Genomic DNA, 25,135 nt, shown 5'->3' on the forward strand with positions numbered 1-25,135 from the left:
ATCCCGGCGTGGAAGGACTCCGCGAAGCCATCTCCCTCGAGGGCGTGCTGTTTGGTCTTGCGACCTACGGCCTGTTCATCATCGTCCTGTTCGCGCTGGCCAAGCTGCTACCTGGGCAGATGATCCAGGGCCAGCCGCTGCCGGGCAGCGGGAAGCGACTGACCTACAAGGTCAACGGCATGGCCCTGTTCGTGGCGGTGCACATGTTGATCTTCGTCGGGGCGTGGTTTCTGGACCTGTCGTTGACGCCGCTGCTCGACCACTTTTGGTCGCTGCTAGTCGCGGCCAACATCATCACGGTCGCGTGGCTGGTGCTCATGAACCGGGGCAGCCGCGCGCGCCTACGCAAAGCTGCAGCGGGGGACGAAGCCCAGACGGACGACCCCAAGCACAGCGTGCTCGGGCGGCTGTGGTACGGGATCGAGCTCAACCCGCAGTTCCTCGGTGTGGATCTCAAGACCTTCGCCTACCAGCCCTCGCTGATCGGGCTTGGCGTGCTCAACGTCGCGTTTGGCTGGGCGCAGTATGAGCAGCTCGGCCACCTGACCCCGCAGATGCTGGCCTACCAGGTGTTTTGGTGGGGCTACCTGTTCTCGCACTACTGGATCGAAGACAACGTGCTGTCGATGTGGGACGTGATCGCGGAGCGCTTCGGCCTGATGCTGCTGTGGGGTGACCTGGTGCTGGTGCCGTTCTTCTACTGCATCGGTGGCTGGTGGTTGCTGGCCAACCCCGAGCCCATGCCGATCTGGCGGGTGCTGGCGATCGTCGCCCTGCACGTCACCGGGCTGTGGATCTTCCGCGAGTCGAACTCGCAAAAGCACCGGTTCAAGTTGGACCCTGGCGCCACGATCTGGGGCAAGCCGGCCCGCACCGTGGGCGGGCGCCTGCTGGTCTCGGGCTGGTGGGGGATCGGGCGCAAGATCAACTACACCGGCGAGATCATGGTCTACGCCTCGTTCGCGCTGTGCACCGGGTTCAGCTCGGTGATCCCCTACTTGTTGCCGCTGTGGCTGTGCGTGCTGCTCCCGCACCGGGCCTGGCGCGACGAGCAGCGCTGCGCGGCCAAGTACGGCGAGGTCTGGGTCGAGTACACGCAGATCGCCAAGTTTCGGATGATCCCCTTCTTGTACTGACGCGCCCGGATCCGCGGACGGCCCGTCACCGGCTCGCGCTTGGCTTGCCAGATTGTCAACCCGATCTCCCGGCGCCAACCGCCAACCGCGGGCCGCGTCGAGGCCCCTACCCCGCCGTTCGCCCCCTAAACCCGCTTGGTTGGCGCTAGCTCCAGGTCGCCGTGCTCGGGTGCCGGATCTCGCGCTGGGCTCAGCGCCCTAGGCTCCGTGGCACCGACGTTGCATACTGGCCCGACGATGCAGCGTTCGGCTCCTCGCAAGCACCAAGCACGCGGCGTCGCGCTAGCAAGCGCGACCGCGCTGGTGGCTGTGGCTCTGTTGGGTTCACGTCCCGCCCTCGCGGTTCCCCCGACGTCCGAAGACTTTCAGATCTACTACTACATCACCGACGAGAACGGCGACCGTGCCCGCCAAATGTCCGCGCAGGACATGACCTCGTTCGTGAACCAAGCCCGCTGCGAGTGCCAGCAAAACATCGTCTCGCGGATCACGTTTCAGGGCAGCACGGTCGATCAGGATCAGCTCAACACCTACGTCGGGCAGAACTGTGCGACGGCCCAGAAAAACGGCGGCATTGGTCAGTACGCCCCGTGTGCCCTGCTCTCCTCTGGAACCCCCTCGGCCCTGCAATTTGGACTCGAGTACGGGTTCTCGCCGCTGTTCTTGGCGTATGGCGTTCAGGGCGAGCAAGGCATCGCCAACGCTGTACCCGATGGCACCTGCAGCGGCCTCGAGGGCCAGGGCGGCGTGTGGATGTGCTCGGGCGCCAACGGCTGTCAAATGGGCGAGTTCTTCATGGAGGGCGCGACCAACAACAACGTCCAGGGCGCGGGCATCAGCTACGACTACCAGCCGCCGCTCAATCCGCCGACGGACTTCTCGGTCAGCCCGGGTGACTCGTCGGTGCTGATCAGCTGGAAGGTCAACGCGGTGCCCGAGGCGGGCTACCGGATCTTGTGCGCCGACGAGAACGGCGCCCCGATCGACAACGACGTCTCGTTCACGCCGCCAACTGCGACCACGATCGTCAACGGGACGATCTACTACACCAAGGACAACCTGTGCCCGGATGGTGGATTTGGGCCGGACTACGGCGGTGACGGTGATGGCGACGGTGACGGCGACGGCGATGGTGACGGCGACGGCGACGGCGACGGTGATGGCGACGGGGATCCTGGCGACTGCCCCGACGGGTCGGAGGGCACGGAAGGCTGCAGTTGCTTGGACAACGACACCTGCAACGGCTCGCTGATGTGCACCGACGGTGTGTGCGAGCCGATCGCGTGCAACCTCGGCGAGGCCGGCTGCTTCTGCACGGCCGAGGGCGAGTGCGACGCGCCCAACGAGTGCAGCAACAACATATGCGTGGCGCCCACGGATGGGATCCACACCCTCGACTGGTCCTACGTGTGCAGCGAACACCTGGCCTTCAACGCCTCCGAGGCCCGCATCACGGGGCTCGAGAACGGCAAGACCTACCAGTTCGTGGTCGTCGCCTACGACAAGGCTGGCAACTACGTGGCGAGCACAGAGTCGATCACGGCCGCCCCGGTCGACACCAGCGGGCTGTGGGAGCAGTGCGAGCTGCAGGGCAATGTCTGCGGTGACAGCTGGAGTTGCAGCGTCACCGACCCGCCCCGCGGGGCGCTTGGCGGCGCGCTGGGGGCCCTTGGGTTGCTCGGCTTCATGGGGGTCGGCGCGGGCCTGACACGCCGACGTCGGCAGCAACGGAGGCGCGCGTGAGCGCGATCCTGTCAGCCAGCTTAGTCCTCGCCTTCGCCGCTCCGCCCCCACCACCACCCAGCAGTGGCGACGGCGGCGACGAGACCAGCGAGGACACCAGCGAGGACACCGCGACCCCAGCCGAGGACGAGCTCGCCCCAGCGCCAGCGCCAGAACCAGCCCCGGACCCGACGATCCCCCTCGACGAGCGCTACGATCCGATCCTGCCCTACGGCGAGTCCTCCGATCAGCCCGAGCTCGAGTACGCCGACGAGACGCCGCCGCCGCCGGAGCTCGAGTACGCCGCCGAGACACCGCCAGAGCCAGCGCTCGACTACGATCAGAGCCGACAGCGCCCGGCCCCCGGTGACGACGCGCTCGCCCGCGAGTCAGACCAGCAAAACGATCTGGGCAAGGACGAGTTCCAAGGCCGCGTCGAGTCGCCGCAGCGCTTCGCGATCGAGGTCAAGTTCGGGCCCTACCTGCCCGACGTGGATCACCGCTACACCGGCGACGGCTTCGGCCCCTACGCAAACATCTACGGCCGGGTCGACGATCTGGGCGCCACGATCAAGCAGCCCGCGAAGGGCCTGTTCTCCGTCGTCGGCTTCGAGTGGCAGTTCGTCCACTTCGGCGGGCCGTTCTCGGTTGGGACCACGATCGGCTTGTTTCGCGACCGCGCCAACGCGCTCGTCGCCGAGCCCGTCGAGGACGGCGAGAGCTTGCGCTCTGCCGCCGACAAGACTTTCTTCAGCGTGATCCCGGTGACGGTCCTGCTCGGCTACCGGCTCGAGGTCCTCGCGGATCGATTCCGCGTGCCGCTCGTGCCCTACGCTCGCGGCGGCGTCGCCTATGGGTTTTGGTGGGAGCGCAAGGGTGCCCAGCTCGCGACCAACAGCGCCGGACAAAAGGCCCGCGGCGGCAGCTGGGGGTGGCAGGTCAACCTGGGCCTGATGCTGCGCCTGGACTTCATCGAGCGCGGCACCGCGATCGACCTGGATCGCCTGACCGGGATCAACCACACCTACGTGTTCGGCGAGTGGCAGTTCTCGCATCTCGACGGGTTTGGCAGCGACGCCGCGATGACCGTTGGCGACGACACCTTCTTGGTCGGCCTGGCCTTCGAGTTCTGAGCCCGCACAGGTACCAGAGGGTCGGCCGCCCCTCTGCGTCGGGGACGCCCTGCGCGACCAGGTTTTCTGCACCGCGCGTCGGGGCTAAGCTGTGCGCGATGTCGACCCGCGCCAAGCACTGGCCGCTCGCGCGCGGCGTGATGCTGTGCCTGCTGTGGTTGCCGTGCGTGCTGTCCTCGGGCTGCCGAGTTGGCGACCCAAGCATGCCGGTCGACGGACACCGCGAGCTGTGCTGTCGAGCCGCCAGCCCCGACAACGTGAGCTTCGTGGGCTGCCGCGCGACCAACTACTGCCGGACCAACGAAGAGGTGTGGGTCCGCGGCCCGGTCATCTGCGGCCCGACCGACTCGCGCGCGTGTGAAGGGGGTCGCTGCTGCAAGCTCGATCTCGACGACGTCGTGGAGCTCGACGACGCGGCCTCGCCCACAGCCGAGCCGTCGCCCGCACCCGAGCCCGCCGTCGCGCCCACGCCCGCGCCGATCCGCCCCGTCCCGTTCAACCGATCTGCCACGTCAGCGGCGAGGGCCGAGTGAGCGCGGGTGAGCGGCCGTTCGCCAAGCTGCTCGTGCTCGATCTCGACGAGACCCTGATCCACGCCCGCGACCGCGACGCGCCCCCGCTGCCGTGGCCCCCGCAGCGACAGGTCGCCCGCTACGGCGTGCACCTGCGTCCTGGCGTGCGCGAGTTCATGGCCACCGTGCTCGAGCGCTTCGTCGGGGTTGGCATCTGGACCTCGGCGTCGACCGAGTACGCGACCGCGATGCTCGAGCGCATCGTCGATCGCCGCCGCCTGCGGTTCATCTTTGCCCGTGATCGCTGCGCGCAGATCTGGGATGCAGACGGCGAGCAGACCTACTGGCGCAAGGACATCCGCGAGCTCGACGGGTTTGGCTTCGACCCCCAAGGGATCTTGGTCGTCGACGACAAACCCCGGGGGCTCGAGCGCAGCCGCGCAAACCTGGTCCCCGTGCGGCCGTTCCGGGGCGACCCCGACGATCTCGAGCTGTGGCGGCTGCGCCAGTACCTCGAGCAGCTCGGTCCGCTCGAGGACGTGCGCGCGGTCGACAAGCGTTGTTGGTGGGCGCAGTTCGAGGACGACGTGGACGTCGACCTGGACCTGGAGTCCTAGAGCGCCGATCAGTTTGGAGTCGCGTCGTCAGGTGCGTCTGGGGCCGTTCCTGACTAGGAGCGAGGCCGAAGCTGTATCCGGCATACTGCGAGCGCCGAGTCGACAACGGCAGGAGCGGCCCCAGATGTGCCTGGCGTCGTGAATTCAAACTGATCGGCGCTCTAGCAGCCCGTGGTGCTCGACGGTGTGTACGTGAGGGACGACGAGGGCGAGCTGCGCTTCCACTCGCTCGGCGCCCCCACCCACGAGGATGACGGATGGGACTGTCTTCAGCTCTGGCAGGGTCACCGAAGCTGCGAGGTGGACCCACGAGCGACTCGGTCGTGTGCTCGAACGTCACGGCCGCTCGCTCGACGAGCACGCTTGCTAGCGGGAGGCCCGGAGCAGCGCGAGGGTCCGTCGGGCCTCGTCGCGGACCTGTCGCGAAGGGTGCTGGGTGAGTGGCTCGATCTGCTTGCAGTCCTCGGCCCGCCCGACGTCGGACAAGGTAGCGAGGGCTCCAACGAGTTCGGTCCGATGCATTGACGCGAGGCGTTCGAGCGCGAGGCTGCGGTAATCGGTGGTCACGCCAACGCCACGAGAGTAGCGGCGTGCATAGTGGCGCAGGGAGGCGTTGCGATCGAAGCAGGCCCGCAGCAGTGCCTCGGCGTCTGCCTGCTTGCGTCGCCAGCGGAGCCCAAGCAGGCGGATCGCTGGCGAGCGATCGAGTTCGAGGCGCGAGAGCAAGGTATCGGCGAGATCTTTTGGTAGCTGCCCCGACGCGATCAGTTCGGCGACGCCGCGACGGACTCGCGGATCGAGATCCACGAGGCCCGACTCGAGCGCGCGACGGGCCTCCTCGCGCTCGGGGAAGTTACGCGCAAGCCTAACGATCGCCGCCGCGCGGACGTCCGCGTCGACGGCCTTCGTAGCACGGGCGAGGGCCGTCCAAGCTCGCCGAGGATGGTCGCGCAGCAGCGCCTGGACCTGTCCAGCGAGCTCGCTGCGCGAGGCCCGAACGGTGTCACTCGTGGTCTCGATCAGCGGCAGTGCGGCTATCAGCGCGACGAGCCACTCGGAGCCGCGCTTCCCGTGCAGCAGTCGGTCGGCCTCGGTAGCGATCTCGGCCACGGGATCGTTGAGCCGGGTGACGAGAACGCAGACCGCGAGTTCGTCGACCTCCGCGTCGAGTGCTGCGAGCGCACGCGCGCGCGTCCAGCCGTTTCGCTGCATGGCAGCGAGAGCGAGGGCGCCGACGCGGCCACGCTCGAGGTGCGCGAGCAGGCTGACGCGATCCGGCGTCAGTCCCACGCGTTCCACCGTTCGAGCCGCCCGGTCGATGGCCCACCAGCTGCGCCTGCGCGCGCTTCTCAGCACCGCCTCGGCCGCTCGTGCACTTGCCTCGACCACCAGCGGTGAGGGGTCGCCCAGCCCAGGGACCAGCGAGGCTGCGGCCTGCGTCGGTGAGGCGTGCGTGAGCTCGGTGATTGCGGCTTGGATCCTCGCGTCGTCGTCGTCGCGGGCGGCGTCGTCGAGGCGTGCGATCCAGGTTCGTAGCAAGTCGGCGACACGATAGCACCACCACGCTGGCTCGAGTCGCCGAGCCTTCCCACTTGGCTCGGGTTTCGATGGATTCTTGGGTCTCGTCGTCGACAACCGACTGCACGGGCTTGGCTGCTTTTTGGGCTCACAGCCCGCCAGGGTGGCTGGAGATCGGTAGCGAGACCGTCATCTGCACGTGGGTGCGCCCAGGTTGGTCCGTCTGGTGCCGGACGGGTCGGGCAGCGAGAGCTGCGAGCGTCGTCGGCTGGAGCTGCTCTTTCACTGGGACTCGACCTGAGCCTTCAGCTCGAGGTGGGGGCCCACCACTTCGCGCAGCTCGCGACTCCCGCCGAGCTAGGACGCCCGCACGAGCCCGAGCGCGACCTTCTGCCCGCGCAGCAACAGGACCCGCGCCGAAGCCCGATTGAGCTTGTTGGCCTCGTCGACCAACGCCTGCAGCAGCGGCTCCTCGTGGAGCTTGATCGACCCGAGCAGCACGGCGCCGATGTCGTTGCCGGCGATCGGTCGGAGGGTGTCGAGGATCGCGTGATCCTTGTCGGTGATCAGCGCCCAGCTGGCGAAGGCCTCCGAGAGCTCCGTGCGCAGCTCGTGCGCGTGGGCGGCATCCTCGGCGCTGATCAGCGCGAGGCTGCGGCTCGCACCGCTCAAGGTCTCTCCACGGGCAGCGACCTGGCTGATCATGTCGAGCACGAGCGCGGCGCTCTCGGGCTTCGGCGCCCGGCGCAGCTCGTCGAGTAGCGGCGAGCGGTGACACATGCGCCCGATGTGGGCGAGGCTGCGCAGGTGCTCGGCGGTGTCGCCAGCCGGAGACAAAAGCACGAAGAAGATGTCAGTCTGGTCATCGCCGATCGTCAGCGGGGTCGTCGTCGTGACGACGACGACCACGCTGCGCTCGATGCCCTCGATCGCCGCGTGGGGCAGGCTCACGCCGTCGCCGAGGGGCACGTGGCCGTCGCTGGCTGCGCTGAGGGCCTCGAGCACGGGCTCGGTATCGAGGCCGACCAAGGACGCGAGGCGCGGGGCCGCGAGCTCGATGACCTCGTCGAGGGTCGCGGCCGAGCTGCGCAGCTCGATGTTCTCAGCCGGGATCCAGTCATCCCAGCGCGAGACCTCGTCGTTGTCCGCCATGGAGTCGACCTCGGCGTGCACGCGCTTCCACTCGGCCCAGACCATGCGCACGATGCTCGGCGACGCTTGCTGGGCCTCGGCGGTGCCAGTCCCGACCAGCGCCTTGCGGTAGCGATCGCTGAGCGCCTGCCACTCGACGTGGACCCCCGGATGCCCCGCGCCCTCGCGCTGACGCTGGAGGCTCGACAAGAGCTGCAGGCAGGCGTGATCGATGTGGTCGAGGCGCTCGATGTGGACGTGGAGCTCCTTGTCGACCGGGACTGACTCGAGCGCGCGGGCGAAGCGGGGCAGCTGGATGAAGGTCGCCGCGCCCACGAGGTGGAGGTGGACGACGCCGGGCTCGGGGCCCTCTTCCTCATGGATCTCGAAGTGCGAGAAGGTCCACACGAGCTTGAGCACCGCGGTGATCAAGCCGGCGAGGATCCCGACGAAGAGATCGATGAACACGACCCCGATGAGGGTCACGCCGAAGATCACGAACTCGGCCCGGCCCTGCGTCCACAGCCGACCCATCGCGCCGACGTCGACCAGCTTGATGCCGGTGTAGACGAGGATCGCCCCGAGGCAGGCCTTGGGGATCAGCCCCAAGAGCTGCGGCGCGAGCGACACGAACAAGAGCAGCCAGATCGCGTGAAAGATGGTCGAGCGGCGGGTCAGGGCGCCGGCCTCGAGGTTGACCGAGCTGCGCACGATGACGCCCGTCACCGGCAGCCCGCCCAGCAGCCCCGAGAAGAAGTTGCCGACGCCCTGGGCCTTCATCTCCTTGTCGTAGTCGGTCTTGACGAAGCTCTGGCGTTCGTCGATCGCGTTGGCCGTCAGCAGCGTCGCCGCGCTCGCGACGAACGCGAAGATCGCCGAGCGGCCGATCAGGACTGGGTCGGTCAGGAACTCGAAGTCCGCGGGACTCACGACGTTGAGCCCCTCGAAGAAATTCGACGAGATGTCGAGCGCGCGCACGTCGAGCGAGAGCAGCACCGCGGCGGCGGTGACGGACAGCAGCGCGACGAGGTGGCCGGGGACGATCTTGAGGAACTCGGGCCGGAACTGGTTCCAACCGACGATCAGCGCGACGGTCGCGACGGCGATCAAGAACGGGGCCGACGAGTGTCCGGCCGCGCCGGTCGCCGTGTCGAACAGCGAGAAGGGGACCGCGGCGACGTTCTCGATGAACGTGGCCTTGGGATCTTCATCGAGCGCGACGAGGGCCTGCGAGCCGATGATCAGCACGCCGATGCCGGTGAGCATTCCCGTGATCACCGCTGGCGCGACCGCGCGAAACCACTGGCCGAGGCGAAAGTAGCCGGCCAGCAGCTGCCACACGCCGGTCATCATCACGACCGGGCCGAGCGCGAGCAGGCCATAGTCCGTGACCAGCGCGAAGCACAGCACGATCAAGCTCGCGGCCGGGCCGCTGACCAGCAGCGGCGCGCCCGAGATCACGCCGATGGCTCCGCCGACGATGCCGGCGATCAGCCCTCGCTCGACCGGCACGCCGCACGCGACGGCGATGCCAATGCACAGCGGCAGCGCGACCAGGAACACGACCGTGGAGGCCATGAAGTCGCGGGTCAGCTTCTCGCGCGCGCTGAGCTGTTCGGGGGCGGTTTTGGACTCGTCCTTCGCGCTCGCGTTGGTCATGGCAGGCTGGTGGTGAGGAAGTCGTTCCCCGCGAACCGTTCAGCTGAGTGCTTCCGGGACTCGGATGGTCACCACGGAACAGGTGGACCCTTGCATGACTTGCTCGGCAACGCTACCGACCAACGCCGCAACAGATCCGTCGGCCGTCTCGCCGTCCTCACCTGCGGCTGCGTGGATCGGGGGGCGCCGAAGACGTGCACGACCAGCACCTCGGCGAGGAGTTGCTCGCGCGCACCACCCGGTCGATCCGGATCACGGCTCGCGGCGCGGCCCTGCTCGAGTACGCCGACGAGATCTTCGCGCGCAGCTACGAGGTCAACCACGTCTTCCGCGACAAGAACGAGTCGCTGGTCCCGACGAACATTCGCATCGGCATGGTCGGGGGGATCTCGCGCGTCCGCCCCTCGCCCAGGATCGCCTCGAGACCACCCCCGACGGCCGATGCCGCTACAACTTTCGGCACGCGTGGAAAAATGGCGTGCATGCAGTTTTGCTTGCTCCGCTCGACCTCACCGCGCGGTTGTGCGCCCTGATCCCGCCACCGCGTTGTGGACATTGAGCTTTGGCCTGGCCTTCACCGCGCTCGGCACCGGGTCCAATCTGCATAATCTGTATCTGCACTATACGGTGTTCTCGTTTCCGGCCATGGCCGCCGCCGCTGTGTTTGGGCTGCACAACCTCGTCGAGCGGCTCGAGCCTGCCCGCCGGGCGCCAGCGCTGGCTGGATTCGCCGCCGCGCTCAGCTGCGCGGCCTTGCTTGCCGGTGATCGGTTCGGAGCGTTCAGCGACTCCCAGGCGTTCCTATCCGGCAACGCCCCGCTGATCCGCGAGCTCGGCGAAGCCGCGAGCGAACGCTACACCTGGCTCGCCGCCGCGGTTGCCACGATCCCCGCCGACGCCTCTGTCAGCGCCACCGACTCGCTCGGGCCCCACGTCTCGACGCGGTTGCGGCTCTATCACTTCCGCGACCAACCGGACGCCGACTGGCTGGTGATCCTCGAGTCCGAGACCACCCGCGACCAACGCCACTGGCTCCGCGGTCGGGTCCGCCAGGGCGAGCTCGAACAGGTCGCTCGTCATGCCAAGCAAATCACGATCTATCGCCGCCGCTGAAGCATCGAGCATGCGGTCGAGCCCGGCGTGCAGGCGTGGCACAGATGGGCTGGACACCGCGGTCTGAACTGGCAGACTCGTGCCGATGACCGTCGAAGATTTAGGTACCTACATGATCGCCGCGTTGGCCTTGCTGAGCGCTTGCAGCGACGACTCGAGGTCCGACGATGGCACCGGTGAGTCGGGCAGTGATAGCGACACCTCGGCGGGCGTGAGCGAGTCGGAGTCGGTCGGGCAGGAGGGCGACGGCGATGGTGATGGCGACGGGGACGGAGACGGCGATGGGGACGGAGACGGCGACGGAGATGGAGATGGAGATGGAGACGGAGATGGCGATGGCGACGGAGATGGCGATGGCGATGGCGATGGGGACGGAGACGGCGACGGAGACGGAGACGGCGACGGCGACCCTCCCAACCCGCTGTGGAACAGCTCGCACCTCTGGTACTCGATCGACGACAAGCTGATCCACATCGAGATCGACACCACCGACGGCTCTGTCGTCGACCTGGTCGCCAGCCCGATCGAGGCCAATCCACCGCTGCTCCAGGGTCAGAGCGGGATCACGATGATCCTCAACGAGCAAAACGAGATCGACATTCTGCTCACGCGGGTCAACAACAACAGCAACTCGACGCGCATGCATGTCATCCATAGTCCGACCACCGACGGCACACCCGTGCAGGCCGACGAGATCGGGGTTGTGCCTGACGACCTCTTGATCGAGGCGCTGTTCACCGACTGTCAGGGGCTGGTCTATCTGATGGACACGGGGGTCAACGTCTCGTCGGCGACTGGCAATCGGCTGATTCGGTTTACCGGTGACTACCTCGCTGGTGACCTGGCCTACGAGGTCATCACCGATCTGCAAAATGCCTCGGTCGCCGATATCGACGACATGGGCCCGGGGATCAACATGATGGGCGAGATCACCGATGGTCAGGGCTTTGCGATCGATTCGTCGAATGTCTACGATCTCGACTATAACACCGGTACGGGCACGCTATTGGGCATGGGCGGGACCTACGGTATTCATGCGCTCGGCGGGCCGCTGTTCGACGATGCGATCGCGCGCCTGTACCTGCTCGACAGCAGCGCCAATCTGTACGAGGCCGACCCTGGTGATCTGAGCCTCTCGCCGATCCTCGTCACCGGGCCGCCAGCGTTGCCAAACGGTGTCGCCGGTTGGAGCGGGCTGACGGGCCCGCTGACCGAGTGCGAGTCGACCTTGCCTGAGCCGCAGTAGCCACCAACAAAACAAGACCCGATGCTCGCTTGTGAGCGGGAGGCATCTCATCTATGAATGGGTCAATGAAACGTGCCATTGCTCCATTCGTAGTGCTGATGATCCTCGGCGCCTGCCGAGACGAGCCGACCCCGGTCGGGGAGAGCGAGACCACGACGGGCGACGAGACGACGTCGGGTGATGGGGACGGCGACGGGGATGGCGACGGCGACGGCGACGGCGATGGGGATGGCGACGGCGACGGCGACGGCGATGGCGATGGCGATGGCGATGGCGATGGCGATGGCGATGGCGATGGCGATGGCGATGGCGACGGCGACGGTGATGGTGATGGCGATGGAGACGCCGAGCCGGGTGAGTGCCTCAACGAGATCGACAACCCGCAACCAGATGTTTTTGTCGGCGACGGCGTAGTCGACATGGAGTTGGAATTACGCACGATCTTGGCCGAACCCCCCATCGAGCTGTTCGTGGGCGCGCGGGTGCACATCAAAGGTAGCTACATCGATTGCTGCGACGACGACATTGTCGTGCCGGAGTCCGTGGTCGTGCGGACGTACCCCACCGAGCGGTTCATTCTCGGCAATGTCGCGGCCTTTAGCACCCCGCCGGTGCCCCACGACGTTTTTTTTGCAGCAATCGGCGAGGATCTCGAGACCTGGTTCGCACCTTTTAGCCTCAGCTCCCACGACGACATGCTGTGCGAGGTCGAGTTCGACGAGGACGTCCCGGCAACACACACACGGACCCGCCTCTACGTAGATGCCGGTGCGTGCGAGACCGCCAAGATCATCGATGAAGGGAGCGGGTATGTCGGCGACGTGTTTTTTGTCTCGGCCAACGATATGGCAGTGTGGGAGCCAAGCGGGACGACCGTGGACACCTATAGCCACGGCGACGTGTTCATCTCCCGCCAGCCATGTGAAGCCGGCGATTGCCCCGATACCGCCGACGTGCTCGGGTGCCCCGCGGACAACCCGGGGCCACAAGACCGCGCCAGGATCCTATTGAATGACTACTGCTACAGGCCGGTGAACGCTGGCTACGACCTCGTCTGCGAGATCCTGAGCGAAGCGGACAACGGCGTGATCATCAACTACGCGCTTGACTGCGGGCCGATCCCGTTCAACTGCGAAGAGTGAGAGTCGTTCGTCGTGTATACCCGGGCATTCCCCGATGCCCGCGTACGAGGTCGATGCGAGCCTGCGCCCAGCGTCCGCGATCGAGCTCGAGCTCGCCGAGCTCGAGCAGGACCTCGGCGTGGTCCGGGGCCTCGACAAGATACCACGCCGGCCTGATATCATCGACGGTGATGATTCGAGCGAACATGATCGGGCTTGGCCTCCTCGTGGGGTTGACGGGTTGCATGGACACCGTGAACGCGGACGCGACGGCGAGCACGAGCTCGGCCACCGAGTCATCGGGTGGCAGCACTGGCGTCGACGGGTCCGAGACGACAGGCCAGCCGGCGTGTGAGGCAGATGGACTCGAAGTCCATGTCGAAGGCGCGACCGGGACGCTCGAGGGGACGCTGCAATTGCCGGCGCGCTGCAGCCGAATCGCGGTGCTGATCCACCCCGGGTCTGGGCCCACGGATCGCAACGGGAACACCGTGGGGCAGCCGGGTATGAACGACTCGCTCGCGTTACTTGCCGAGGCGATCACTGAACTCGGGTATCCCAACCTCCGGATCGACAAGCGTGGGGTCGGCGGGAGCGCTGGCGCGCTGGTCAGCGAGTCGGCGCTGCGTTTCGAGCATTATGTCGACGACATCGGGGTCTGGCAGCAGTACCTGCGCGACGAGGGCTACGCGGTCGTCGTCCTTGGTCACAGCGAGGGGGCCCTGCTCACCCTGCTCGCTAGCGGCGTGGCCGGGACGGTCGGCTACGTGTCCTTGGCCGGTCCCGGGCGGCCAGCTGGCGACGTGCTGCGCGAGCAACTGAGCGCCCAAGTGGTGGGACCCTTGCTCGACGAAGCGCTGGCGATCATCGATTCGCTCGAGCAAGGCGTGACGGTCGACTCGGTCTCGCCCGAGCTCGCGCCGCTCTTTCGGCCGAGTGTTCAGCCCTACTTGATCTCCTGGTTCGCCTATGATCCGGCCGCCGAGATCGCTGGTTCCCACGATGTCCTCATGACGCTGGTCGGGGGCACCACCGACATCCAAGTTCCGATCACCGAATTGGACATACTCGCAGCCGCGCAGCCCGACGCCCAGACCTGCCGAATCGAAGGCATGAACCACGTCCTCAAGGCGGCCACGCTCGATCCTGCCTCACAAGAGCAGACGTACACCGATCCCTCATTGCCGCTCGCGCCGGGGCTGGTGGCGTGCCTGGAGGGGTTTCTCGGCCTCGTCGAGACCGCCGTCGACGGGTGATCGTCGGCGTTCCTCATGAATCGCTCGAGCGCCCTATACTCGGGCATCCCCGATGCCCGAGCACGGTCCACTCCTCGTCGAGCTCTCGCTCCGCGAGTGGCCCATCGAGCTCGTGTTTGGTCGCGACGATCCCAAGACGCCGTCGGCCCCCGACGAAGCGAATACCAAGGAGTTGCTGGCGGACCTCGCCGACCGCCCACGCCACGAGTGGTTTCGCGCCGTCGCCCAACGACTCGAGCCCTTCGCCGACGACTGTCCCGCGCTCGAGCTCGCATATCTGGAGCTCGGGCTGACCAAGGACACCAACTGTCCCAGCGAGGGCGAGACGATCGCCGCCGCGATCAAGGCCTGCGAGCGCAACAAGGAGCTTCGCCTGACCGTGCCGAGCCTGCTCTACACCTGCGAGATCAGCACCAGGTCGATCTGCCGCCGCGGCACCGAGGCATCCACGACCTCGACGATCACCCGATCCCCGATCGTCAGAGTCTTGCCGCTGCGCTCGCCGACCATGCGCACGCCGGTCTCGTCGCGGTAGTAGGGCTCGCCCCGCTCTTTCTCGAGATCGGCGACCTTGACCATCCCGTCGACAAACGGCGCGTCGAGCTGGACGAACACCCCGTTTTGCGAGAGCCCGGTGATCGCCCCTTCAAAGCGATCGCCAATCCGGTCGAGCATGAACACCGCCGCGAACAAGCTCTGCGTCGCCCGCTCGGCCGCGACGATCTCGCGCTCGCGCTCGCTGCAGCGCACCGCCAAGTCCTCGCTCTCGCTCGGCTTTGGCATCCGCGGGACCGGGTCGGGCCCACAGTCGCCGCCGTGCTTGGCGACCCACGCCTTCATCACGCGGTGCGAGATCAAGTCGGGGTAGCGGCGGATCGGGCTGGTGAAGTGCACGTAGGCCTTCGACGCCAGCGCAAAGTGACCGACGTTGCCGGTCGAGTACAGCGCCTGCGACATCGCCCGCAGCATCAGCATGTTGAGCGCGGGGGCGAAGGTCTCGCCCTCGAGCTGCGACAGGAATTTTTGGGCGCCGCGGGGCTTTTGCAGCTTCTCGGGATCCGCCTTGGTCCCCAGCGCGAACGCGGCCGCGGTCAGGTTCGCGAGCTTCTCGACATTGGGCTTGTCGTGCACGCGAAACACCACCGGCAAGCCATGCTCGACCGCGAGCTCGCCGACGCCCTCGTTGGCCGCGATCATCAGCTCTTCGACCAGGTTGTAGGCGCGCGTCATCGACTTGGTCGAGCGGCTCTTGACCACGTCCAGGATCCGCGTGCGGTCGTCTTCCTCGAGCACGACCTTGGCCTCGGGCAGATCCAGCTCGATCGCGCCGCGCCGGAGCCGGGCCTTGCGCAGGCGGTCGGCGCAATCTCGCAGCGCGAACACGCGACCGCGGGCCTTCTTGCCCAGGTTGTCGGCGCCGTCGAGCGAGGTCGCAACCTCGGCGTAGGTCATCCGCCTCCGCGAGTGGATCACCGCGGCACGCACGACCCACTCGCTGGTCTCGCCGGCCGGGCTGACCCGCATGCTCACCACCATTGCTAGCCGGTCTTGCTTGGGCACCAGCGAGCACATGTGCGAGCTGAGCTGGTGCGGCAACATCGGGATCGCGCGGTCCGGCAGATAGGCCGAGAAGCAGCGCTCGCGCGCCTCGGCGTCGATCCCGGTCCCTTCGCGGACGTAGTGCGAGACGTCGGCGATCGCCACGTGGAGCCGGTAGTCGTCGACGTGGCTGTTCTCGCCCAGCAGCTCGACGCAGACCGCGTCGTCAAAATCGCGGGCGTCCGGCGGATCGATCGTCATGAACGGGAGCCCGCGCAGGTCGGCCCGGTGCTCGAGCTCGTCCTCGAGCACCGTCGTTGGCACGCGCTTGGCCTCGTTGTGGGCCGCGTCGGTGAACACGTCGTCGATCTGCTGCTCGATCAGGATCTTCTGGATCTCGGTCTCGAGCGCGCCGGGCTTGCCGACCGTTCGCTCGACCCGCACGCGCAGGTCGGGGTTGGGGCCGTCGGGGTACTCGATGATCAACGCGGCGACGACCATCCCAGGCTGCCCCTCGCCAGGTCCGCCCACGCAGATCACCGGCCAGATCAGGCGTGGATCCTCGACCTCGAGCACCCAGGACTTGCCCGCGCGCGTCAGCAGCCCGACGACGCGCTTGCGCTTGCGCTTGATGATGGTCTCGATCCGCCCCTCGAGCCCTTTTTCGCTCTCCCAGTAGACGACCTCGAGCTCGTCGCCGTCGAGCGCGCCACGGAGGTAGCCCGGCGGGATGAACACGCCGCGGGTTTCGTCTGCGGACAATGGTTGGGCGAAGCCGTAGCCGCCTGGGTTGACGTGGAGGACGGCTCGAGTTTGAGAGCGCTGGGACATGAGACTTTCTTCACACCTTCGGGGCTCGCTCGTGCTCAGCGTTCGGCCGGCTTCCGAGCGAATCCCGTGGCGGCGCGGAACGTGGCACGGCTACGGGCCCGCGGCAAGGGGCGACTGAGCGGGGGGCGCGTCCGACCCGGGAGCAGCGAACGCTCGCAGGGTGCCGTCGTCGCAGCCAACAATGACCGTGCCCGAGGGCGTGATCGCGACCGAGCTGTCGACGTCGGCGCCCAGATCGACCGCCCACAGCACCTTGCCCTTGGCCGAGACCGCGTAGAGGTGGTCGTCTTGCGAGCCAAAGAACACGGTGCCGGCTTGGTCGACGAGCGGCGAGGAGTGGATCACGCCGCCCGTTGGCAGCACCCAATTGACCTCCCCGCTTGGCGCGAGCGAGTACAAGTTGGCGTCGAAGCTGGTCGCGTAGACCGTGCCGTCGGGGGCGATGCCAAGGCTCGAGCGGATGTCCCGCTGGGCGACGAAGCTCCAGCGCAGGCTGCCGTCGGATCGGATCGAGTAGATGCGGCCGTCGTCGGCGCCAATGAACAGCGCGCCGTCGGCCCCAATCACCCCCGAGCCGTCGACGTCGGCGCGGACCGTGTATTGCCACTGCTGCTCGCCGGTCTCGGCCGCGAGCGCGGTCACGAACCCGTCTTGCCCGCCAAAGTAGACCCGGCCGTCGCTCAGCACCGGGGTCGAGAACACGTGCTTGGGCCGCTCCTCTTGCTCGGCGCTGGGCCAGTGCCAGCGAATCTCGCCCTCAGGAGACAGCCGATAGACGCCGTCCGCACCGACGAACAAGTCGCCGTCTGGCCCGATCGTGGGGCCGCCGTCGACATCGCAGCGGGCGCCCTCGGGCCCTGGCGAGCGGGTGTCTTCACAGTTGCCAAGTCGCTTGCGCCAAGCGATGCGAGCCTCGCCCTTGGCCGCGGGCGCGATCGCAAACAGTGTGTCGTCGTCATTGCCGACATACAGGCGCAGGTCGTCACCCTCGCCGCGGGCCGCCGCCGTCGCCCAGATCCGCCCGCCAAGATCAATGTCCAGTCCCACGCTGCCAGCCCGCTCGCCCTCGACCACGACCCCCACGAAGCGCCCAGCGTGGGTGCCAACGTAGGCCGTGAGCCCCTCCGGGCCGACCGCCAGCGTCGGCGTTCCAAACACCACGGCGCCAAGGTCAACGACCCAGCGTGGCTCCGGCGGCGTCGTTGGACCGAGCGCGTCGCTTGCCCCAGCGTGGCCCGGACCATTGCGAAACCATCGCTCGCCCTGGCCCGCGCTTGGCTTGGGGGCGGTCGCCGGGTCCGCGATCGGGTCCGCGTCGGCGCGCGTTCGAGCAGGCGCGAGGCAGACGCCCTCGACGCAAATGCGGTCGGTCTTGCAGTCGCTGTCTTTGCCACAGCCCGCACTGGGAGGATGGCTAGCCGGACATCCGCTCAGCCCGAGCGCGCCGAGCAACCACCACCCACGCACCGCACCTGCAATCCTCACATCGCCCGTCATGCTGTTCTCGCCCTCCCCATGTGGCGGGGCGGCCAAAGTTCCCACACATCGCTTGTGTTCGTAAATCCCCAATGGTAGTGCTAAGTTGTCGGGCGGCCCAATGGCCGCAAATCCCCGAAATTCTTGGGTCATTTGCGAATTCAACGACACCGCGGCGCGATTGCGCCGCTTTTTGGTGTCACCCCGAACCCAGTTGCCAGCGGAGGGATCCGGGCCCCGGGCGGGCAGGCAACGCAAAACAACACTCGTGCTGCAAGTTGTTCTTGACAACAAGGAAATAATTTGGTCGAGAAGAACACGACAAGCGTGAATCCCACGCAAGCGCACGCCGAAAGCAACGGAGCATACATGGCAAATCAGGCCATTCAGGCAACAGAGCCTACAGGTCCGGTCGAGGAGCACTACTACCGTCGTGGCGACATCGACTTCTGCTTCCTCCTGAACCGCACTCACCTCAACCTGCGCGTGTTCGACTACCGGGTTGGCAACTACCAACAAAAGCGCGACTTTTTTGATCGCATCGCGCGCTCCGAGGGCCTCAAGAAGGTCTTCACCGTGGTCGAGAAGCAGGACTCCAAGTCCTGGCGCAGCGTCGGATTCTCGCGCGAAGGCGCGATCCCGGGCTACTTCCGCACCGCCGACGCGTACGTCATGAGCCGCGTCTACACCGACGACGGCGACCCCATCCAAGGCGGCGCGCCCAAGCTCACCGCGCCAAACATCGCGGCCAAAGATCCAAACCTCACCAAGCCCCGCGGGCTCAGCGTGGAGTTTGTGTCCGAGACGCCCAAGCTCGCGCGGGTCGTCGAAGACCTCGGCCAAGCTGCTCTCTACGCGCCCTTCCGCCGCGCGGTGTTCCATCCCGACATCGCCATCCACGGCAAGGTCGGCAAGCGCGACTATTGGATCGGTGCCGAGACCGACTCGTCCTTCGGCCACGCCAAGATCGACCTCTTGACCCCGCCACGGGCCAACAAAGAGGCCGATCCGCCAGTCCTCGAGTTCCTGTTGCAGGCCCTGCTCGACGAGCTGCAGCGCCGCGAGACCGCCAGCGTGTTCTCGCTGACCGCCGTCGACTGGGGGCCAACCCAGCAGATCTACGCAAACCTCGCGTTCAAGGTGAACGCCCGGCTCACGGATCACCTGGTCCGCGAAGACGGATTCGTTGGCACCCAGCTGTGGCACCGCCGACTGGTCCCGGGCTCCTCGCCCAAGCTCGCTAGTTTCATTTAGCTAGCGGCTTCGCTCGCTCAGGCCCACGCTCCGGGACATGGCTCCGGAACGTGGGCCTTCGTGCGTTTGTTGGCCAACTCACGACTGGCTAGCGGTTGACCGCGGGTCTCAGCGACCTAGGTTGCGGCCCCCTGCGCGGGTCGTGCCTTGGTCTGTACAGACCTCCCCCGCCACAGCCATCACATCCCCGGATGCCCTGGTCTTGCGGGCGTCCCATCAAGCCAAGGATCCCCAACGTGAGCAGCGAAACCCATGAATTCAAGGCTGAGGTAGCCGCCCTCCTCAACCTGGTCACCAACTCGCTCTATACCAACAGCGAGATCTTCCTCCGCGAGCTGATCTCCAACGCCGCCGACGCCCTCGACAAGGCCCGCTTCCAGGCCCTCGTCGACAGCGCCCTCGACGGCAAGGAGCTCGAGTCGCAGATCCTGATCACCGTCAACAAGCAGGCCGGGACCCTCACGATCGAGGACACCGGCATCGGCATGACGCGTGACGAGACCGCCCAGAACCTCGGCACGATCGCCCACTCCGGCACGCTTCGCTACCTCGAGGAGATGCAGAAGGCCCGGATCGCCGGCGAGACCAGCGGCGCGGCCGAGCCCAACCTGATCGGCCAGTTCGGCGTCGGGTTCTACAGCGCGTTCATGGTCGCCGACGAGGTCGTCGTCACCACCTTGTCGGGCAAGCCCGGCAGCGAGGCGATCATCTGGCGCAGCCGCGGTGACGGCAGCTACCAGGTCGAGCCAGGCACCCGCGACCAGCGTGGCACCACGATCGTGCTCACGCTCAAGTCCGAGGCCAAGGAGTTCTTGGATCGCTGGCGGATCGAGGCCCTGGTCAAGCGCTACAGCAACTACGTCATGCACCCAATCCGCCTGCGGGTGATCGACGAACAGGGTGAGGACAAGGATCCCGAGCCCCGTCAGATCAACGCCGCCTCGGCGATCTGGGCCCGCAGCTCCAGCGAGCTCGAGGACAGCGACTACACCGAGTTCTACAAGCACGTCATGGGCGGGTTCGTGATGCCCGGCGACGAGCCCTTCGCGCGCCTGCACTTCACCGCCGACGCGCCGATCCAGTTTCACGCGCTGCTGTTCGTGCCCGGCCGGGCCCCTGCAGATCTGTTCCAAGAAGACCGCAAGGCGCTGCAGCTCTACGCCCGGCGCGTGCTGGTGATGGAGAACTGCGACACGCTGCTGCCCCAGTACCTCCGGTTTGTCCGCGGCGTGGTCGACTCGCAGGATCTGCCGCTCAACGTCTCGCGCGAGATGCTGCAAGAGCACAAGTCGCTGGCCGCGATCCGCAGGCAGCTGACCCGCAAGACCCTCAAGCTGCTCGCCGAGCTCGCCGAGGAGGACGCCGCCAAGTACACCAAGATGTGGAACGAGTTCGGCTCCGTCATCAAGGAGGGCCTGCACACCGACGGGGGCCAGCGCGCCGAGCTGACCGAGCTGCTTCGCTACCGCCACGTCGCCGACACCGACGACGGCTTGATCTCGCTGAAGGACTACGTCGCGGCGATGGGCGAGGACCAGAAGTACATCTGGTACGTCGCTGGTCCCAACGAGACCGCGCTGCGCAACAGCCCGCACCTCGAGGCCGTCCGCGCCAAGGGTGAGAACGTGCTGCTGATGAGCGACCCCGTTGACGAGTGGGTGCTGCAGAGCCTCTCGGACTACGAGGGCAAGCCGTTCCGCAGCGTCACCCAGGGCGAGCTCGACGAGCCCGCCGAGGACGAGGACAGCGACGAGCAAGACGACGACAGCGACAGCGCCGACGACGAGGACAAGGCCAAGGACAAGCGCGAGCCCTCCCCGATCGACCCGCTGCTCAACCTCGCCAGGGTCGTCCTTGGTGATCGGGTCCGCGACGTCCGTGCCAGCAAGCGCCTGACCGAGTCGCCCTCGTGCCTGGTCGACGCCGCGGGCGGGCTCAGCCGCAACATGGAGCGGATCCTCCGCATGGCCCAGCCCGGCACCAAGATGGGCGCCAGCCCGCGGATCCTCGAGCTCAACCCGGATCACTCCTTCGTCAAGGCTGCCAGCAAGATCAGCGAGACCAACAAGGATGACCCGCGGCTGCCCGAGTGGGTCGAGATCCTGCACGACCTCGCGGCCCTGGCCGAGGGCACGGTCCCGGATCCAGCTGGCGCGGCCAAGCGCTTCGTGAAGGTGCTCAACACGCTCGCAGAGTCCTGAGGCGACTAAACAGGCTGGGCCCGACTAAACAGGCTGGGCCCGACCAAACAAAAAAGCCCCCGCGAGGGGGCTCTTCACGAGTCCGAAGAAGGCCAGCTCAGCTGGCCTTTTTCACGTACTGCCCCGCGAACTGCCCGAGCCGCTGGCCGCAGGTGTGCAGCCGCTGCTGCGGCGCGGGCGTGAACAGGCTGGCGTCCTCGGCCGTGTTGACGCTGATCTCGTCGAGGGTCTGCCCGTCGCGGCTGAAGATGATGCGCGCGGTGATCTTCGAGGGCCACGCGATCACGCCTGCGTACAGGCCCTCTTCCCAGGCGGTGTAGCTCACGGTGATCTGGATCGCGCCAGCTGGGGCCACGCCGGGGACGATCTGCACGTCGCGCAGCTCCTTGGTGAGCCCTTCGAGGATACCAATGTTGGCGGAGTCCTTGGTCTCCAGGTAGGTGGTGCGGTGCTCGTCTTTCTCGCGCGAGGCCAGCCACTCTTCTTCGCTCAGGCCCTTGTCGCTGATCCTGATGTTCGAATAGTCGTACTGGATCGACATCGCGGTGACCCCAACCAACGCCGACGGCGGCCCAGAGGCTGTGATGACTGTCCAAGGGACGCAGGCCATCGCGCCCATGGCCAAGCCAAGCACGAGCACGAGCGAAGGAACGAGATGACGTAGGCGATCGAGCACAGACATGCGAGCCAAGCTATCACGCCCCGCGCGCCATGGCGGAGGCTGATCTTCGCTCGGACGAGACCTTTTCCCCCACCCTGAAAGTGAGCTTCTCGCGCGGTTGCGGACGCCCGTTTTCAGCTCTGCTACCGTGGCCGCGTGGCCGATGCCGCCGTCCGCAAGCGCGACTCGCAGCCTCGGCTGCCAACCCGGGGAGATGCGATCGACGTCGCAGCCGGCCGCGAGGTCGTGCTCGAAGCCCGCGACGTCGACATGGCCTTCGGCCCCAAGCAGATCTTCAGCGGCCTCAACCTGAAGGTCTACGAGGGCGAGGTGCTCGTGATCATCGGGTTCTCGGGCTCGGGCAAGAGCGTGCTGCTCAAGCTGCTCAGCGGGCTGCTCGAGCCGGTCAGCGGCGAGGTGTTCTACCGCGGTCGAGACCTCAGCGAGATGGATGACCAGGCGCTCGTCGAGATGCGCAAGTCGATGTCTCACGTGTTCCAGAGCAACGCGCTGTTCGACTCGATCAACGTGCTCGAGAACGTTGGCTACGGCCTGCTCGAGCACACCAAGATGACCGACGCCGAGATCCGGGCCCGGGTCACAGAGTGCTTGGCGTGGGTCGGCCTTGGCGAGGAGGTGCTGATGCGGATGCCCGCCCAGCTGTCGGGCGGCATGCAAAAGCGGGTGGGCTTGGCTCGCGCGGTTGCGACCGTGCCCAACACGATCTTGTACGACGACCCAACCGGCGGCCTGGATCCGATCAGCGTCACGCGGATCGGCGACATGATCGAGAATTTGCAGTCAGAGCTGCGCCTGACCTCGGTCATGGTCAGCGGCGACATGAAGATCGTGTTCCGCGTGGCCGACCGGATCGCCCTGATCCACAGGGGTCACGTCGCGCATCTGGGCACCCCCAACTACTTTCGCGAGTGCGACGCCCCCGAGGTGATCGAGTTCGTGCGCGACCCCGAGGGCCGCGCGGTCCGCTACTGAAGGCCTCGGCCCGAGCTGAAAATGGTTGAGCACTCCACGACCCTGCACAAGACCCGCGTCGACCTCGAGGGCCTGATGAAGGTGCTCGGCGATCATCTTTATTCAACGCCAATGGTGGCCGTGCGCGAGCTCGTGCAGAACGCCCACGACTCGTGCGAGCGTCGGCGCATCGAGGCCGGCGAGGGGTTTGAGCCCCGCATCAACGTGCTCGCCGATCCCAGCGCACACACGCTGACGATTGAAGACACGGGCGCGGGCTTGACCGACGACGAGATCCGTCGCTACCTCGCCACGGTCGGGGCCGGCTACACGCGAACCCTGCGACAGCGCGAGAGCCTGGCTGCGGCCCAGGCTGAAGCCCCCGCCAACGACCTGGCCGAAGCCCAGTCCAAGCTCGAGTCCAAGGCCGGGTCCAAGACCGGGTCCGACGGCCTGATCGGCTACTTCGGGCTGGGCTTTCTGTCGGCGTTCGTGGTCGCCGAGCGGACCGAGGTGTGGACCTGCTCGTACCAGCAGCCCGACCAGGCTTGGCGGTTTGTCTCGCGCGATGGTCAGACCTACACGCTCGAGGTCGGCGCCGCGCGTCCGGTTGGCACGCGCGTGACCTTGCACCTGCGCGAGGCTCACCACGCCCTGGCCAACCCGCTCGCAGTCCGCCGGCTGCTGATCCGCTACGCCTGCTTGCTGCGTCACCCGATCTTCTGTCCGCTCGACGCCAGCTGGCCCGCCGAGGGTGACGCCGTCAACGCCGATCCGCCGCCGTGGCGCGACGATCGCGAGCTCGCGCCATTGCGTCGGCAGAAGCTCGCGTTGGAATTCGCCGCCCGGTTCGAGTCCGACTTCGAGCCGCTGTGCACGATCGAGATCGGCGGGGCGGACGGGGCCGCGGACCCGCCGGAGGTCCGCGGGCTGCTGTGGATCCAAGACTCGACCACCTACGGTAGCTCCGACAACCGCCGGGTCTGGGTGTTTGTGCGCGGCATGATGATCACCGACGACGCCCGCGAGCTGCTGCCGCGCTGGGCCGGGTTCATCGGGGCCGCCGTCGAGGGCCTGGGCCTGACGCCCACGGCCAGCCGCGAGGATCTGCAGCGCGACAGCGCCTACGACCGCGCGGCCGCCCAGCTGCTCGACGCGCTGGTCCTGGGGCTTGGCCAGATCGCGCGCGAGCAGCCAGCGACCTGGCGGCGGATCTTGTACCGACACAACGAGGCGCTGCTGGGCGCGGCGATCTGCGACGCGCGGCTGTTCGCGCTGGTCGCCGAGCAAGCCACGATCCCGACCTCGCAGGGCGACCTCAGCCTGACGCGCGTGCTCGAGCGCTCCCAGGGCAAGATCTACGTGAGCCAGGCCCAGCGCGGCGGGTTTGAAGAGTTGCTGTTTCGCGCGCTCTCGGTCCCCGTCGTTCAAGCCCGCCGCTATGGCGCGCTCGCGGTCACGCGGCGCTGGGCCGAGCAGCGCGGCGTGCCGCTGGTCATGCTCGGGACCGAGCGGGGCGAGCAGGCGCTGTTTCGCAAGGTCGAAGACGACGAGCTCGAGCCGGGCGCGGCCGAGGGCCTGCGACGCGCGTTCGCGGCCGAGCACGACAGCGGCGAGGTCGAGGTCGTGCTGAGTCGGTTCGCGCCCACCCACCTGCCCTTCGTGCTGGTGCCCGATCGCGAAGTCGAGCTCAAGCAACGGATCGAGGCCGACGACGCGGATCGCCGGATCAGCACCGCGGCGCTTGGCTTGGCCCGGCTGTTCACCCAGACGATCGAGGCCGGCCCGCCGGTCCGCCTGCACCTGAATTTGGACTGCCAGGTGATCGCCACGCTCGGCCGGCTGCTTGGCACGCAGGGGCCCGCCTCCGCGGCCGCGCCTGCGCTGGGCCTGCTCCGGCCATTGGTCGCGCTGTTGTCCCAGACCGACGAACAGCAGCGCTACATGAGCAGCGAGGCGGCCCTCACCCAGATCTGCGAGCTCGCCGAACGATTGCTGCAAGCGTGAGCCGCCCATGCAAGACTTGGGAGCGAGCGC

Annotated in this window: 19 protein-coding genes; 14 read left to right on the plus strand and 5 right to left on the minus strand. The window is 67.2% G+C overall.

What is annotated here, in order from left to right:
- Positions 1–8 precede the first annotated feature (8 nt).
- The 5 genes from DB30_RS22030 to DB30_RS22050 all read left to right on the plus strand — a co-directional run bounded on the left by DB30_RS22030 (position 9) and on the right by DB30_RS22050 (position 5,120).
- On the plus strand, positions 9–1,136 hold the full coding sequence (locus tag DB30_RS22030) for a phosphatidylethanolamine N-methyltransferase family domain-containing protein (protein ID WP_052552182.1): 1,128 nt from the start codon (positions 9–11) through the stop codon (positions 1,134–1,136).
- A gap of 237 nt (positions 1,137–1,373) precedes the next feature.
- The gene (locus DB30_RS41580; protein WP_205633037.1) at positions 1,374–2,879 is read left to right on the plus strand and encodes a hypothetical protein; all 1,506 of its coding nucleotides are present in this window, start codon (positions 1,374–1,376) and stop codon (positions 2,877–2,879) included.
- A complete protein-coding gene (locus DB30_RS22040; protein ID WP_052552186.1) occupies positions 2,876–3,991 on the plus strand; it encodes an MXAN_2562 family outer membrane beta-barrel protein in 1,116 nt (371 codons plus the stop codon). Before DB30_RS41580 ends, DB30_RS22040 begins: the two co-directional genes overlap by 4 nt.
- A gap of 98 nt (positions 3,992–4,089) precedes the next feature.
- A complete protein-coding gene (locus DB30_RS22045) occupies positions 4,090–4,524 on the plus strand; it encodes a hypothetical protein (protein WP_052552188.1) in 435 nt (144 codons plus the stop codon).
- Positions 4,521–5,120 (plus strand): HAD family hydrolase, encoded by a 600-nt coding sequence (locus DB30_RS22050; RefSeq protein WP_052552190.1) that lies wholly within the window; start codon positions 4,521–4,523, stop codon positions 5,118–5,120. The genes DB30_RS22045 and DB30_RS22050 overlap by 4 nt, the downstream gene beginning before the upstream one ends.
- 366 nt (positions 5,121–5,486) lie before the next feature.
- On the opposite strand, the gene DB30_RS22055 is transcribed toward DB30_RS22050, so the two are convergent.
- Both DB30_RS22055 and DB30_RS22060 read right to left on the minus strand, forming a co-directional pair.
- Positions 5,487–6,659 carry a hypothetical protein gene (locus DB30_RS22055; protein WP_052552193.1) on the minus strand — a complete coding sequence of 391 codons (1,173 nt, stop codon included), beginning with the start codon at positions 6,657–6,659 and terminating at the stop codon, positions 5,487–5,489.
- A 336-nt stretch (positions 6,660–6,995) separates the two neighbouring features.
- Positions 6,996–9,428 (minus strand): SulP family inorganic anion transporter, encoded by a 2,433-nt coding sequence (locus DB30_RS22060; RefSeq protein ID WP_052552195.1) that lies wholly within the window; start codon positions 9,426–9,428, stop codon positions 6,996–6,998.
- Between the two features lie 194 nt (positions 9,429–9,622).
- On the opposite strand from DB30_RS22060, the gene DB30_RS22065 reads away from it, so the two are divergent.
- The 5 genes from DB30_RS22065 to DB30_RS22085 all read left to right on the plus strand — a co-directional run bounded on the left by DB30_RS22065 (position 9,623) and on the right by DB30_RS22085 (position 14,164).
- A complete protein-coding gene (locus DB30_RS22065) occupies positions 9,623–9,961 on the plus strand; it encodes a LysR family transcriptional regulator (RefSeq protein WP_052552198.1) in 339 nt (112 codons plus the stop codon).
- A complete protein-coding gene (locus DB30_RS22070) occupies positions 9,951–10,541 on the plus strand; it encodes a DUF2079 domain-containing protein (protein WP_052552200.1) in 591 nt (196 codons plus the stop codon). Before DB30_RS22065 ends, DB30_RS22070 begins: the two co-directional genes overlap by 11 nt.
- Positions 10,542–10,626: 85 nt before the next feature.
- On the plus strand, positions 10,627–11,787 hold the full coding sequence (locus DB30_RS41585; protein ID WP_205633038.1) for a hypothetical protein: 1,161 nt from the start codon (positions 10,627–10,629) through the stop codon (positions 11,785–11,787).
- 65 nt (positions 11,788–11,852) lie between these two features.
- Positions 11,853–12,929 (plus strand): hypothetical protein, encoded by a 1,077-nt coding sequence (locus DB30_RS41590; RefSeq protein ID WP_205633039.1) that lies wholly within the window; start codon positions 11,853–11,855, stop codon positions 12,927–12,929.
- Positions 12,930–13,099: 170 nt separating this feature from the next.
- The gene (locus DB30_RS22085) at positions 13,100–14,164 is read left to right on the plus strand and encodes an alpha/beta hydrolase (protein WP_165703887.1); all 1,065 of its coding nucleotides are present in this window, start codon (positions 13,100–13,102) and stop codon (positions 14,162–14,164) included.
- A 393-nt stretch (positions 14,165–14,557) separates the two neighbouring features.
- Here the strand turns inward: DB30_RS22085 and DB30_RS22090 are convergent, their stop codons facing one another.
- Positions 14,558–16,534 (minus strand): ribonuclease R family protein, encoded by a 1,977-nt coding sequence (locus DB30_RS22090; protein WP_052552211.1) that lies wholly within the window; start codon positions 16,532–16,534, stop codon positions 14,558–14,560.
- A gap of 90 nt (positions 16,535–16,624) precedes the next feature.
- On the minus strand, positions 16,625–18,031 hold the full coding sequence (locus DB30_RS22095) for an outer membrane protein assembly factor BamB (RefSeq protein ID WP_165703888.1): 1,407 nt from the start codon (positions 18,029–18,031) through the stop codon (positions 16,625–16,627).
- Positions 18,032–18,379: 348 nt separating this feature from the next.
- Between DB30_RS22095 and DB30_RS22100 the strand changes: the two genes are divergently transcribed.
- A complete protein-coding gene (locus tag DB30_RS22100) occupies positions 18,380–19,264 on the plus strand; it encodes a hypothetical protein (RefSeq protein ID WP_165703889.1) in 885 nt (294 codons plus the stop codon).
- Positions 19,265–19,500: 236 nt separating this feature from the next.
- Complete coding sequence (htpG, locus tag DB30_RS22105) at positions 19,501–21,465, plus strand: molecular chaperone HtpG (RefSeq protein WP_052552216.1); 1,965 nt, start codon at positions 19,501–19,503, stop codon at positions 21,463–21,465.
- 97 nt (positions 21,466–21,562) lie between these two features.
- On the opposite strand, the gene DB30_RS22110 is transcribed toward htpG, so the two are convergent.
- Complete coding sequence (locus DB30_RS22110; protein WP_146660077.1) at positions 21,563–22,147, minus strand: hypothetical protein; 585 nt, start codon at positions 22,145–22,147, stop codon at positions 21,563–21,565.
- Positions 22,148–22,282: 135 nt separating this feature from the next.
- Between DB30_RS22110 and DB30_RS22115 the strand changes: the two genes are divergently transcribed.
- Both DB30_RS22115 and DB30_RS22120 read left to right on the plus strand, forming a co-directional pair.
- Positions 22,283–23,119 (plus strand): ABC transporter ATP-binding protein, encoded by an 837-nt coding sequence (locus tag DB30_RS22115; protein ID WP_052552220.1) that lies wholly within the window; start codon positions 22,283–22,285, stop codon positions 23,117–23,119.
- Between the two features lie 21 nt (positions 23,120–23,140).
- The gene (locus DB30_RS22120; RefSeq protein ID WP_052552222.1) at positions 23,141–25,105 is read left to right on the plus strand and encodes an ATP-binding protein; all 1,965 of its coding nucleotides are present in this window, start codon (positions 23,141–23,143) and stop codon (positions 25,103–25,105) included.
- The last annotated feature ends 30 nt before the right edge of the window (positions 25,106–25,135 follow it).

Origin of the sequence: Enhygromyxa salina (assembly GCF_000737335.2) — a bacterium.
GTDB classification, from domain to species: Bacteria; Myxococcota_A; Polyangia; order Nannocystales; family Nannocystaceae; genus Plesiocystis; species Plesiocystis salina_C.